The 12790-nt window shown below is 61.9% G+C and carries 12 protein-coding genes; 11 read left to right on the top strand and 1 reads right to left on the bottom strand.

Annotation, left to right across the window (positions count from 1 at the left end; translation table 11 throughout):
* Window positions 1-72: 72 nt before the first annotated feature.
* The 11 genes from AB6802_RS13820 (at window position 73) to glpK (ending at window position 12115) form a co-directional block, all read left to right on the top strand.
* A complete protein-coding gene (locus AB6802_RS13820) occupies window positions 73-1485 on the top strand; it encodes an aspartate aminotransferase family protein (protein WP_371010665.1) in 1413 nt (470 codons plus the stop codon).
* A gap of 111 nt (window positions 1486-1596) precedes the next feature.
* Complete coding sequence (locus AB6802_RS13815) at window positions 1597-2364, top strand: DeoR/GlpR family DNA-binding transcription regulator (protein WP_371010664.1); 768 nt, start codon at window positions 1597-1599, stop codon at window positions 2362-2364.
* A 125-nt stretch (window positions 2365-2489) separates the two neighbouring features.
* Entirely contained in the window at window positions 2490-4013 is a 1524-nt protein-coding gene (gene glpD, locus AB6802_RS13810) for a glycerol-3-phosphate dehydrogenase (protein ID WP_371010663.1), read from the top strand.
* A 39-nt stretch (window positions 4014-4052) separates the two neighbouring features.
* The gene (locus AB6802_RS13805; protein WP_371010662.1) at window positions 4053-5132 is read left to right on the top strand and encodes an ABC transporter ATP-binding protein; all 1080 of its coding nucleotides are present in this window, start codon (window positions 4053-4055) and stop codon (window positions 5130-5132) included.
* Between the two features lie 10 nt (window positions 5133-5142).
* Window positions 5143-6210 (top strand): ABC transporter ATP-binding protein, encoded by a 1068-nt coding sequence (locus tag AB6802_RS13800; protein WP_371010661.1) that lies wholly within the window; start codon window positions 5143-5145, stop codon window positions 6208-6210.
* The gene (locus AB6802_RS13795) at window positions 6211-7077 is read left to right on the top strand and encodes a carbohydrate ABC transporter permease (protein WP_371010660.1); all 867 of its coding nucleotides are present in this window, start codon (window positions 6211-6213) and stop codon (window positions 7075-7077) included.
* A gap of 3 nt (window positions 7078-7080) precedes the next feature.
* Entirely contained in the window at window positions 7081-7989 is a 909-nt protein-coding gene (locus AB6802_RS13790; protein ID WP_371010659.1) for a carbohydrate ABC transporter permease, read from the top strand.
* 67 nt (window positions 7990-8056) lie between these two features.
* Complete coding sequence (locus AB6802_RS13785) at window positions 8057-8344, top strand: DUF2160 domain-containing protein (protein ID WP_371010658.1); 288 nt, start codon at window positions 8057-8059, stop codon at window positions 8342-8344.
* Window positions 8345-8420: 76 nt separating this feature from the next.
* A complete protein-coding gene (locus AB6802_RS13780; protein ID WP_371010657.1) occupies window positions 8421-10145 on the top strand; it encodes an ABC transporter substrate-binding protein in 1725 nt (574 codons plus the stop codon).
* Between the two features lie 62 nt (window positions 10146-10207).
* Window positions 10208-10618 carry a hypothetical protein gene (locus tag AB6802_RS13775; protein WP_371010656.1) on the top strand — a complete coding sequence of 137 codons (411 nt, stop codon included), beginning with the start codon at window positions 10208-10210 and terminating at the stop codon, window positions 10616-10618.
* Window positions 10619-10621: 3 nt separating this feature from the next.
* A complete protein-coding gene (gene glpK, locus AB6802_RS13770; RefSeq protein ID WP_371010655.1) occupies window positions 10622-12115 on the top strand; it encodes a glycerol kinase GlpK in 1494 nt (497 codons plus the stop codon).
* A 71-nt stretch (window positions 12116-12186) separates the two neighbouring features.
* Here glpK and AB6802_RS13765 read toward each other — a convergent pair whose 3' ends face one another.
* Window positions 12187-12648 (bottom strand): BA14K family protein, encoded by a 462-nt coding sequence (locus AB6802_RS13765; protein WP_371010654.1) that lies wholly within the window; start codon window positions 12646-12648, stop codon window positions 12187-12189.
* Between the last annotated feature and the right edge of the window lie 142 nt (window positions 12649-12790).

Below are 12790 nucleotides of genomic sequence, written 5' to 3'. Positions count from 1 at the left end.
TTCTATTTAACATGTTAATCAAATGCTGAAACGGCGCGCGGTGCTGCGCAGTTGGCCGGATTGGGAGGACATATGGACAGCAAGGAGTTCCGCGACTGGTCGAGACGGGCGGCTGACTGGGGCGTCGATTACCGTGCCGGCCTGCGCGACCGGCCGGTGCGGCCGGCGATCGCTCCGGGTGACATATTCAGGAGCATCGAAGCCTCGCCGCCCGAGACGCCCGAGCCAATGGACAAGATCTTCGCCGATTTCGAAGACAAGATCGTGCCCGGCATGACGCATTGGCAGCATCCGCGCTTCTTTGCCTATTTCCCGGCCAACGCGGCGCCCGTTTCGGTGGTGGCCGAATATCTGGTCTCGGCGATGGCCGCGCAGTGCATGCTGTGGCAAACCTCACCGGCGGCAACCGAGCTGGAGACGCGCATTGTCGACTGGATGCGCCAGGCACTCGGCCTGCCGGGCGGCTTTTCCGGCGTGATCCAGGATTCGGCCTCGTCGGCGACGCTTGCCGCCGTACTGACCATGCGCGAGCGGTCGCTCGACTGGCAGGGCAACAAACAGGGGCTGGCGGGGCAGGCGAGGCTGCGTGTCTATTCGTCCGACCAGGTCCACACCTCGATCGACCGCGCGATCTGGGTCGCCGGCATCGGCGAGGACAACCTCGTCCGCATCCCGGCCACAGGGCGCTATCGCGCCATGGATACGGCGGCTTTGGAAGCGGCGATCATTGCCGACCGTGAAGCCGGCCTGCTGCCTGCCGGTATCATCGCTTGCGTCGGCGGCACCAGCACCGGCGGCACCGATGACATCGCGGCTGTGGCTGCCGTCGCCAAACGCCACGGGCTCTATCTGCATGTCGACGCGGCCTGGGCCGGATCGGCGATGATCTGCCGGGAATACCGTCATTTCTGGGCCGGTGTCGAGGGCGCCGATTCGATCGTCTTCAACCCGCACAAATGGCTGGGCGCGCAGTTCGACTGCTCGATCCAGTTCGTGCGCCAGCCGGAAGATTTGGTGCGCACGCTGGCCATCAAGCCGGACTATCTCAAGACGCGCGGCCATGACGGCATCATCAACTATTCGGAATGGTCGGTACCGCTCGGCCGTCGCTTTAGGGCGCTGAAACTCTGGTTCCTGCTGCGTGCCCATGGGCTCGAAGGCCTGCGCGCCATGATCCGCAACCATGTCGCCTGGAGCGAAGGCCTGGCAGCGCGGCTGGCGAAGGAGGCCGATTTCGAACTCGTCACCGAACCCATGCTGTCGCTGTTTTCGTTTCGGCACCGCGCACCCTCGGGCACCGATGCTGACGAGCACAATCTGCGCCTGGTGGACGCCATCAACACGGATGGCCGCATCTACCTGACGCAGACCCGGGTCGATGGGCGGGTTGCGATCCGCTTCCAGGCCGGCCAGTTCGAGGCGACGGCAGCGGACGTGGATGCCGCTTTCGACGTCATCATCGAGGTTGCTCGCGGTCTCGCCTGACGCGCAGGCTGCTCTGTCGCGGTCCGGTCGATTTCGTTAGCCGGCGCGTGCCTTTTCATCGCTTTCGTTTTCGCTTATAGAGAGGAAAAACGAAAACGGGGGAGACGCGCGATGTTTCTGTCGCCACGCCATGCCGAAATCATCCAGATGGCGAAGGATCATGGCCGCGTCCTGGTCGATGACCTGGCGACACATTTCAATGTGACGCCGCAGACCATCCGCAAGGATCTCAACGATCTGTGCGACCAGCGCCTGCTCACCCGCATCCATGGCGGGGCGCTGTTTCCCTCCGGCATCGAGAACATGGAATATGAGGCGCGGCGCAAGATCGCCGCCGACGAGAAGGAAGCGATCGGCAGCGCGGCAGCGCGGCTGATCCCGGACAATGCTTCGCTGTTCATCAACATCGGCACCACGACGGAGGCTGTCAGCAAGGCGCTTCTCGACCATAGCGGGCTTATGGTCATCACCAATAACATCAATGTCGCCAATAGGATGCGTATCTATCCTTCGATAGAAGTGGTGATTGCCGGCGGCGTGGTGCGCGGCTCCGACGGTGGCATAGTCGGCGAGGCGGCCGTTGATTTCATTCGTCAATTCAAGGTCGACTATGCGGTTATAGGCGCCTCGGCGATCGATCATGACGGCGCGTTGCTCGATTTCGATTTTCGCGAAGTGAAGGTGGCTCAGGCCATCATCGCCAATGCCCGACACGTGATTCTAGTTTCCGACCGGACCAAGTTCGAGCGCACGGCGCCGGTCCGCATCGGCCATCTTTCGCAGGTCAATACCTTCATCACCGATCGTTGCGATATCCCCTCGGTTCGCCGGATCTGCGAGGAAACGGAAGTGCGCCTGATCGAGACGACGATTTCGTAGGCGCATAGCAGGGCGTCCCGCACGGCTGCGATATTTCGTTTGACATTCGGTTTGAGTTCGAAATAATTCCGTCACGGTTTCGCAAAACAAAAAAATGGTGCAATGCGAAATCGTTGGAGGAATTTGTGGACGCATCTCCGATCCATGACATTTTCGTCATAGGCGGCGGCATCAATGGCTGCGGCATAGCCCGCGACGCCGTCGGCCGCGGATTTTCAGTCTTCCTGGCGGAAATGAACGATCTGGCCAGCGGGACATCTTCCGGCTCGACCAAGCTGATCCACGGCGGCCTGCGCTACCTCGAATTCTATGAGTTCCGGCTGGTGCGCGAAGCGCTGATGGAGCGCGAGGTGTTGTGGAAGAACGCGCCGCACATCATCTGGCCGATGCGCTTCGTGCTGCCTTACGCCAAGGGCCTGCGGCCGGCCTGGTTGATCCGGCTTGGGCTGTTCCTCTACGATCATATTGGCGGCCGCAAGCTACTGCCGGCGACGAAGACGCTCGACATGGCCAGCGATCCGGCCGGGAAGCCTTTGAAGCCCTTGTTCCAGAAGGCCTTTGAATATTCAGACGGCTGGGTCAACGATGCCCGCTTCGTGACGCTGAACGCTCGCGACGCCGCCGACCGGGGCGCCATCATCCGCACGCGCACCAAGGTCGTCAGCGCGCGCCGTGAGAAGGCGCTGTGGACGATACAGATCCAGAACGTTTCGACCGGTGAGACCGAAGAGATCCGCGCGCGGCTGCTGGTCAACGCCGCCGGACCCTGGGTCGATCAAGTGCTGCAGGCCGCAGTTGGCCAGAACGACGTCCACAACGTCCGCCTCGTGCAGGGCAGCCACATCGTCATCAACAAGAAGTTCGACGATCCCCGCGCCTATTTCTTCCAGAACAAGGATGGCCGTATCATCTTCGCCATTCCTTACGAGGAAGAATTCACGCTGATCGGCACCACCGATCGCGACTATCCCGGCGATCCGCATGACGTGAAGATCAGCGACACCGAGATCGACTATCTCTGCGCCGCGGCGAGCGAGTATTTCGCGAAACCGGTCACACGGTCGGACATCGTCTGGACCTATTCGGCGGTGCGACCGCTCTATGACGACGGCGCCTCGAAAGCACAGGAAGCGACCCGCGACTATGTGCTGAAGGCCGATGTCGGGGAGGGCGCGCCGCTCCTCAACGCGTTTGGCGGCAAGATTACCACGTCGCGCCGGCTGGCGGAATCGATGCTGGACAAGATCGAGGGTTTTCTCGGCAAACGCGGCAAGCCGTGGACGCATGACGCGCCGCTGCCCGGCGGCGATTTCCCGGCGACCGGCTTCGATGCGCAGGTTGCCAGGCTGAAGAGCGCCTATCCGTTCCTCGACCAGCGGCTCGCGCGCCGGTTCACGCGGCTTTACGGCACACGTGCCGAGAAGCTGCTGGGCTTGGCCAAATCCTATACCGATCTCGGCCGCAATTTCGGTGGCGACCTCTATGAGGCGGAAGTCCGCTATCAGATCGAGAACGAGTGGGCGGTCACCGCCGAGGACGTGCTGTGGCGCCGCACCAAGCGCGGGCTGCACTTCAACCCGGAGCAGACGGCAGCGCTCGACGAATTCATGCGTGGGCTGAGCAGACGACACGTGGCGGCGGCCGAGTGATTATCGGCCGGTGACGCGCAACGCTTTGGAGGAGGCTTGATGCTGGAATTGAGGAACGTGACGAAGACGGTTGGGGCGCAGGAGCATATCCGCGACGTCTCGCTGACGCTTCAGCACGGCTCGCTGAATGTGCTTCTTGGCCCGACGCTCTCCGGCAAGACCAGCCTGATGCGGCTGATGGCCGGCCTCGACAAGCCGACCTCCGGCTCGGTCTGGTTCGACGGTCAAGACGTCACTGGCGTGCCGGTGCAGAAGCGCAAGATCGCCATGGTCTACCAGCAGTTCATCAACTACCCGGCGATGACGGTTTACGAAAACATTGCCTCGCCGCTTCGGGTGGCCGGTGTCGAGCAGGCCAAGATCGACAAGGAAGTGCGCAACGCGGCCGCGCTGCTCAAATTGACGCCTTACCTCGACCGCACGCCGCTCAATCTGTCGGGCGGCCAGCAGCAGCGCACGGCGCTTGCCCGCGCCATCGTCAAGAATGCCAGCCTGGTGCTGCTCGACGAGCCTTTAGCCAATCTCGATTACAAGCTGCGTGAGGAACTGCGCGCCGAATTGCCGAAGATCTTCGCCGCCGCCGGCACCATCTTCGTCTACGCCACGACGGAGCCGCATGAGGCGCTGCTGCTTGGCGGCAACACGGCAACGCTGTCGCAGGGTCGCGTCACCCAATTCGGCCCGACGATCGAGGTGTTCCGCATGCCCATCGATCTGGTGACGGCAAGGACCTTTGCCGACCCGCCGCTCAACACCATCGTGCTGGCCAAGAAGGGCCCGGATTTCCTGCTCGAAGGCGGCGTCAAGCTGCCGGTGCCGCCGGAACTCACCGGCATTGCCGACGCCAGCTACACGATCGGCTTCCAGCCGCATCATCTGTCGCTCGAGCGGCCGAACGCCGGCGCGGTGCCGGTGCGGGCCAAGGTGACGATCACCGAGATCACCGGTTCGGAAAGCTTCGTCCATCTCGATTTCGCCGACGCGCGCTGGGTGATGCTGGCGCATGGCATCCTCAATTTCGAAACCGACGACGAGGTCGAGGTATTCATCGACCCGCGCCACATCATGGTCTTCGACCAGAACGGCCTTGCCGTGTCCGCGTCGAAGCTGGCGGCTTGAGGAGCATCGGATGGCGCGCATCGAGGTCAACCATATCCGCCACTCCTACCTGCCCAATCCGCAGAAGGATGCCGATTTCGCGCTGAAGGAAGTGCACCACACATTCGAGGATGGCGGCGCCTATGCGCTGCTCGGGCCATCGGGCTGCGGCAAGACCACCTTGCTCAACATCATCTCCGGCCTGCTGCATCCCTCGCATGGGCAGCTTTTGTTCAACGGCCGCGACGTGACCAATTTGTCGACGCAGGAGCGCAACATCGCGCAGGTGTTCCAGTTCCCGGTCATTTACGACACCATGAGCGTCTACGACAATCTGGCCTTTCCGCTGCGCAACCGCCGCGTTCCGGAGGCCGATGTCGACCGCAAGGTGCGCGAGACGCTCGACATGATCGATCTCGCCTCGATGGCGAAGCGGAAGGCGCGCGGGCTCACCGCCGACCAGAAGCAGAAGATTTCGCTTGGACGCGGCCTGGTGCGCTCGGATGTCAACGCCATCCTGTTCGACGAGCCGCTGACCGTCATCGACCCGCATATGAAATGGATGCTGCGCTCGCAGCTGAAGCAGCTGCATCGCCGTTTCGGCTACACCATGGTCTATGTCACGCACGACCAGACCGAGGCGCTGACCTTCGCCGACCAGGTGGTGGTCATGTATGATGGCGGCATCGTCCAGATCGGCACGCCGGCCGAATTGTTCGAGCGGCCGCGCCACACCTTCGTCGGCTATTTCATCGGCTCGCCGGGCATGAACGTGCTGCCGGTGTCGCTGGATGGCAAGACGGCCAAGCTTGGCGCGCAGCGCATAGAACTGCCGGGCGTGCCCAAGGCCGAAGCCGGCACGGTTGAGCTCGGCATCCGCCCCGAATATGTGCGGCTTGGCCGCGACGGCATGGCTGTATCCATTAGCAAGGTCGAGGATGTCGGCCGCCACAAGGTCGTGCGCGCCAATCTCGAGGGCAAGGAGATCGCGGCGGTCATCGGCGAGGACGACGAGGTTCCCGCCGAGCCCAAGGTGCGCTTCGATCCGGCCGGTATCAACATCTACGCCGATTCCTGGCGCGTCGAGATGGGGGCGTAGATGGACAAGACCTGGAACAACAAGGCCTGGTTCCTAGTGTTGCCGGTGCTGGTGCTGGTTGCCTTCACCGCAGTCATCCCGCTGATGACGGTCGTCAACTATTCGGTGCAGGACACGTTCGGCAACAATGTCTTCACCTGGGCCGGCACCGAATGGTTCGAGGAGCTGTTGTCGTCCAACCGCTTCTGGGAAGCGATGGTCCGCAACCTGATCTTTTCCTTCATCATCCTGGCAATCGAGGTGCCGCTTGGCGTCTTCATTGCGCTCAACATGCCAAAAAAGGGCTGGGGCGTGCCGGTCTGCCTGGTGCTGATGTCGCTGCCGCTGCTGATTCCGTGGAACGTCGTCGGCACCATCTGGCAGGTGTTCGGCCGCAACGACATCGGGCTCTTGGGCTATTATCTCAACGCGATCGGTATCGACTACAATTACGTCCAGGATCCATTCGACGCCTGGGTGACGATCATCGTCATGGACGTCTGGCACTGGACCAGCCTCGTCGTGCTGCTCTGCTATGCCGGTCTGGTTTCGATCCCGGACGCCTTTTACCAGGCGGCCAAGATCGACGGCGCATCGCGCTGGGCGGTGTTTCGGTATATCCAGCTGCCGAAGATGCAGCGCGTGCTTCTGATCGCCGTGCTGTTGCGCTTCATGGATAGCTTCATGATCTACACCGAGCCCTTCGTCGTCACCGGCGGCGGGCCCGGCAATTCGACGACGTTCCTGTCGATCGACCTGGTTAAAACGGCGCTCGGCCAGTTTGACCTTGGTCCGGCGGCCGCAATGTCGCTGGTCTACTTCCTCATCATCCTGTTGTTGTCGTGGGTGTTCTACACCGTGATGACCAACTACGACGCGGAGCGCTGACAGATGACGAGCGCCAACGACACGACACGGGTGAGCGAAACAGCGGTCACCGAGGTCGGCAGCACGCTGTCGCAGGACGAGGTGGCGAAGCTGATGCGCCGGCGGGGCGAGGAATCGCGCTGGTGGTGGATCGTGCCGACGCTCTACATCTTCGTGCTTTTGCTGCCGATCTACTGGCTCATCAACATGAGCTTCAAGACCAACGCCGAAATCGTCAACTCGCTGACGCTCTACCCGCATGCACCGACGATCGCCAACTATGTCACCATCTTCACCGAGAAGGTCTGGTATTCCGGCTATATCAATTCGATCACCTATGTGGTCATGAACATGGTGATTTCGGTTTCCGTGGCGCTGCCGGCGGCTTATGCCTTTTCGCGCTACCGCTTCCTTGGCGACAAGCACCTGTTCTTCTGGCTTTTGACAAACCGCATGGCGCCGCCGGCGGTGTTCGCGCTGCCGTTCTTCCAGCTCTACTCGGCCTTCGGCCTGATCGATACACACATTGCGGTGGCGCTCGCCCACTGCCTGTTCAACGTGCCGCTGGCAGTGTGGATCCTCGAAGGCTTCATGTCGGGCGTGCCGAAGGAGATCGACGAGACCGCCTATATCGACGGCTATTCGTTCCCGCGCTTCTTCCTGAAGATCTTCATGCCGCTGATCGCCAGCGGCATCGGCGTCGCCTGCTTCTTCTGCTTCATGTTTTCATGGGTGGAACTGCTGATCGCCCGTACGCTGACCACGACCGACGCCAAGCCGATCGCCGCCACCATGACCCGCACGGTCTCGGCATCCGGCATGGACTGGGGCCTGCTTGCCGCCGCCGGCGTGCTGACGCTGATCCCCGGCGCTTTGGTCATCTGGTTCGTCCGCAACTACATCGCCAAGGGCTTCGCCCTGGGGAGGGTGTGATGAAACGAACACAAGAGTTCGGCCGCAACACCATCTTCAAGGGCTCAGCCCTGGGGAGGGCGTGACCATGAACCTCGACTTCTCCTGGATGGCGTGGACGTGGCCGACGGCGGCGTTCTTCATCGTCATCGCGCTGCTTCTGGTCGGCATGGGCGCCTGGGAATACGCCTCGCCGGGCGGCAATCCGCGCGTCGGCGTGCTGCGCTTCGAGACAACGCGCGGCGACCGCCTGTTCCTATCGCTGCTCGGCAGCGCTTTTATCCATCTCGCTTGGCTGGGTCTTGTCGGACCGAGTCTCTGGTGGGCTCTCGCTCTCTCCGTGGTCTACGCCATCGGCGTGTTCCGGTACGTATAGAGGGGGAATGCCGGTGCGGCCGCGTGGAAGGCGGCCGCACCGGACAGAACTTGCAACTTAAATGGAGGAGACAACAATGCGACGGCAATTTCTCACATCGACGACCGCGCTGGTCCTGTTGCTTGGAGCGGGCCATGCCTATGCCGGCATGGACGAGGCAAAAGCCTTTCTGGACAAGGAGATAGGCGATGTGTCGACGCTTTCCCGCGCCGACCAGGAAAAGCAAATGCAGTGGTTTATCGACGCGGCCAAGCCCTTCGCCGGCATGGACATCAAGGTGGTCTCGGAAACCCTGACGACCCACAAGTATGAGTCAGAGGTGCTGGCACCAGCCTTTACCGCCATCACCGGCATCAAGGTCACGCATGACGTCATCCAGGAAGGCGACGTCGTCGAAAAGATCCAGACCCAGATGCAGACCGGCCAGAACATCTACGACGGCTGGGTCAACGATTCCGATCTGATCGGCACGCACTGGCGCTACCAGCAGGTGCGCAACCTGACCGACTGGATGGCGGGCGAAGGCAAGGACGTTACCGATCCAATGCTCGATGTCGACGACTTCATCGGCACCAAGTTCACCACCGCTCCGGACAAGAAGCTCTACCAGCTTCCCGACCAGCAGTTCGCGAACCTCTACTGGTTCCGTTACGACTGGTTCAACGACGAGAAGAACAAGGCCGACTTCAAGGCCAAGTACGGCTACGATCTCGGCGTGCCGGTCAACTGGTCGGCCTATGAGGACATCGCCGAGTTCTTCACGGGCCGCGACGTCAACGGCAAGAAAGTCTATGGCCACATGGACTACGGCAAGAAGGATCCGTCGCTTGGCTGGCGGTTCACCGACGCGTGGCTGTCGATGGCCGGCAATGGCGACAAGGGCCTGCCGAACGGCCTGCCGGTCGACGAATGGGGCATCAAGGTCGATGCGAATTCGCGGCCTGTCGGCTCGTGCACCGCGCGCGGCGGCGACACCAATGGACCAGCATCGGTCTATGCCATCCAGAAGTATCTTGATTGGCTGAAAGCCTATGCGCCGCCGGAAGCCCAGGGCATGACCTTCTCCGAATCCGGCCCTGTGCCGTCGCAAGGCAATGTTGCCCAGCAGATCTTCTGGTACACCGCGTTCACCGCCGACATGGTCAAGCCGGGCCTTCCGGTGATGAACGATGACGGTACGCCGAAATGGCGCATGGCGCCGTCTCCGCACGGCTCCTACTGGAAGGACGGCATGAAACTCGGCTACCAGGACGTGGGTTCGTGGACGCTGATGAAGTCGACACCGACCGACCGCGCGAAGGCCGCCTGGCTTTATGCGCAGTTCGTGACCTCGAAGACCGTCGACGTGAAGAAGAGCCAGGTTGGCCTGACCTTCATCCGCGACTCCACCATCCATGACAAGAGCTTCACCGAACGTGCGCCGAAGCTCGGCGGTCTGATCGAGTTCTACCGCTCGCCGGCCCGTGTGCAGTGGACGCCGACCGGTACCAACGTGCCGGATTATCCGAAACTGGCGCAGCTCTGGTGGCAGAACATCGGTGACGCATCCTCGGGTGCCAAGACACCGCAGGAAGCCATGGATTCGCTCTGCGCCGATCAGGAAAAAGTCATGGCCCGTATCGAGAAATCCGGTGTCCAGGGCGACATCGGACCGAAGATGGCCGAAGAGCATGACCTTGCCTACTGGAATGCCGACGCGGTCAAGGCCGGTAATCTGGCGCCTCAGCTGAAGCTCGAGAAGGAGAAGGACAAGCCGATCACCATCAACTATGACGAACTGGTGAAGAGCTGGCAGAAGTAAGAACGTCAGTTAATCTATGGGCCGGAGGTAACTATCTCCGGCCCATTTGCATTGGAGGGGGAATGATGCACTCGCGAAACATCGACGAGATTATCCGATCGTTTGGAGGTTTGTTGAATCCTGACAGCCGCGCTCGTGATCGCGCATCGGCGTGCACCATCGAAGATCGTGCCTTTGACCGGTCTGTGGTGTTGGACAAGTGGCAAAATGGTCCCGAGGATACCCGTCCTGAAAACCCGCGATCCATAGGCTATCTCGCCGCTTACGCGATGATCTTCGGCGAAGGGATCAATCCGGAGGGGGTTCCGACCGACGATGGTCGCTGGTTTCGCCCCGATCACTCAGTCGTTCGGGCCTTCATTCGTAGCCGCGACCTGCATTTAGATGTCAATGCCGAGCCGATGCTTCGGCTTACCGACGTTGCCTACGATAGAATTACGGCAGCGCTGAATATGCTCTCCAGGAGTGCATGAGCCATGTCAGGCTTCGTTTTAGCCATCGATCAAGGCACGACCTCGACCCGGGCGATCCTGTTCGACGACAAGATGAAGGTCGCCGGCACCGGCCAGCAGGAATTCACCCAGCATTATCCGGCCTCCGGCTGGGTCGAGCATGATCCCGAGGAAATCTGGGCGAGCGTGCTGGCGACGGTGAAAGCGGCGCTCAAGGCCGCCGGCCGTTCCGCCTCGGACGTGGCGGCAATAGGCATCACCAACCAGCGCGAGACGGTTGCCATCTGGGACAAGGCGACCGGCAAGCCGATCCACAATGCCATCGTCTGGCAGGACAGGCGCACGGCGCCGCTGTGCCAGAAGCTGAAGAAGCAGGGGCTGGAGAAGAAATTCACGCGCAAGACCGGGCTGCTGCTCGATCCCTATTTCTCCGGCACCAAGATCGCCTGGATGCTGGATGAGGTGAAGGGCGCCAGGAAACGCGCTGAAAAGGGTGAACTGCTTGCCGGCACCATCGACAGTTTTTTGATCTGGCGGCTGACCGGCGGCAAGGTCCATGCGACCGATGCCACCAACGCTTCGCGGACGCTGGTCTACAACATCGAGAAGAACGTCTGGGACGATGAACTGCTCTCGATCCTGAACATTCCGGCCGCGATCCTGCCGCAGGTGAAGGATTGCGCCGATGATTTCGGCGTCACGCAGAAGAGCCTGTTCGGCGCTGAGATGCCTATCCTCGGCGTCGCCGGCGACCAGCATGCGGCGACCATCGGGCAGGCCTGCTTCGAGCCCGGCATGATGAAATCGACCTACGGCACCGGCTGCTTCGCGCTGCTCAATACGGGCCCGGACCTGGTGCGGTCGAAGAACCGGTTGCTCACCACCATTGCCTACCGGCTGAACGGCAAGACAACCTATGCGCTGGAAGGCTCGATCTTCATTGCGGGCGCTGCCGTGCAATGGCTGCGCGACGGCATCAAGGTGATCGGCAAGGCCGAGCAAAGCGGCGTACTCGCCGCGTCCGCCGATCCGGCGCAGCAAGTCTATCTGGTGCCGGCCTTCGTCGGCCTCGGCGCGCCGCACTGGGATGCCGACGCACGCGGCGCGATCTTCGGGCTGACGCGCAATTCCGGTCCGGCGGAGTTCGCGCGCGCCGCACTCGAATCGGTCGCGTTCCAGACGCGCGATCTGCTCGACGCCATGCGCAAGGACTGGAAGGGCAGCGCCGCCAAGACGGTGCTTCGCGTCGACGGCGGCATGGTGGCCTCCGACTGGACCATGCAGCGACTGGCCGACATTCTCGATGCGCCCGTCGACCGCCCGACCATCCTGGAGACAACCGCGCTGGGTGCCGCATGGCTTGCCGGATCGAAAGCGGGTGTGTGGCCGAAGGCGAAGGAATTCGCCAAGACCTGGGCGCTCGAGCGGCGCTTCAAGCCGGACATGGACGCCGCAGCGCGCGCAGCCAAGCTGGCAGGCTGGCGCAATGCGGTGCGCAGGACTCTGAGCGCGAGCTAAGCCGAAAATGGAGAGCCCGTGCCTCTCGAGGCACGGGCTCAGTCAACGACCCTGTTACTGACTGGAGGCCGTCAGTAGGGCGACATGCACTGCTGACGCGGGCCGTTGTAGGGCTGGAAAGTGTTGTCAGAGGCGCGATACGAGCGATAGCGGTCGTAGCACCATTGGACATGCGAGTTGCCGCGATAGACGCGATTGTTCTCGCTGTTGATGATCGCGCCCGTAATGAGTGCGCCAGCGCCGAATGCCGCCAGCGGGAACCAGTAGTCGCCGTGCCGGCGGTAGCCGTGGCGCCAGTTGCGATAACCGTGATGCCCGTTCCAATACGCGCCGCCATCGTCGCGCGAGAAATTCCGGCCGCCGCGCCAATGGCCGCGTCTCCAATCGCTAAGATCGCGAACATTCTGAATGTTGGACGTCGCCGGCGAAGCCTGCGGGACGAACACCTGCGCCGCACCGGCAGGCACTGCCGCGGCGGCCGCGAATGAAACCGACAGTGTGGTCGCCATAATACCCGTTACGATCTTGTTCATGGTCTTCTCCTTCGAAAGGGTGATTGACGTCCCTTGTGACGAGGTAACGGGGAGGACGAGCGGTTGTTCCCACTCCAGTCCCAAGTTACTGATTTGTAATGTTCTTCGGAGGTTTTTGGCCGGCCCGGCGTAGCCTGTTTGA

Origin of the sequence: Mesorhizobium sp. RCC_202 (assembly GCF_041355295.1) — a bacterium.
In the GTDB taxonomy this organism is placed as follows: Bacteria; Pseudomonadota; Alphaproteobacteria; order Rhizobiales; family Rhizobiaceae; genus Mesorhizobium.
Note: the sequence above shows the minus strand (reverse complement) of the source record. Positions and strands in the feature narration are given on the sequence as shown.

Bases quoted from the DNA above. Each gene is read 5' to 3' on its own strand.
- AB6802_RS13780 (WP_371010657.1), top strand. From the start codon at position 8,421: ATGCGACGGCAATTTCTCACATCGACGACCGCGCTGGTCCTGTTGCTT.
- AB6802_RS13800 (WP_371010661.1), top strand. From the start codon at position 5,143: ATGGCGCGCATCGAGGTCAACCATATCCGCCACTCCTACCTGCCCAAT.
- AB6802_RS13790 (WP_371010659.1), top strand. From the start codon at position 7,081: ATGACGAGCGCCAACGACACGACACGGGTGAGCGAAACAGCGGTCACC.
- AB6802_RS13805 (WP_371010662.1), top strand. From the start codon at position 4,053: ATGCTGGAATTGAGGAACGTGACGAAGACGGTTGGGGCGCAGGAGCAT.
- AB6802_RS13795 (WP_371010660.1), top strand. From the start codon at position 6,211: ATGGACAAGACCTGGAACAACAAGGCCTGGTTCCTAGTGTTGCCGGTG.
- AB6802_RS13815 (WP_371010664.1), top strand. From the start codon at position 1,597: ATGTTTCTGTCGCCACGCCATGCCGAAATCATCCAGATGGCGAAGGAT.
- AB6802_RS13785 (WP_371010658.1), top strand. From the start codon at position 8,057: ATGAACCTCGACTTCTCCTGGATGGCGTGGACGTGGCCGACGGCGGCG.
- AB6802_RS13765 (WP_371010654.1), bottom strand. From the start codon at position 12,648: ATGAACAAGATCGTAACGGGTATTATGGCGACCACACTGTCGGTTTCA.
- AB6802_RS13775 (WP_371010656.1), top strand. From the start codon at position 10,208: ATGATGCACTCGCGAAACATCGACGAGATTATCCGATCGTTTGGAGGT.
- glpK (WP_371010655.1), top strand. From the start codon at position 10,622: ATGTCAGGCTTCGTTTTAGCCATCGATCAAGGCACGACCTCGACCCGG.
- AB6802_RS13820 (WP_371010665.1), top strand. From the start codon at position 73: ATGGACAGCAAGGAGTTCCGCGACTGGTCGAGACGGGCGGCTGACTGG.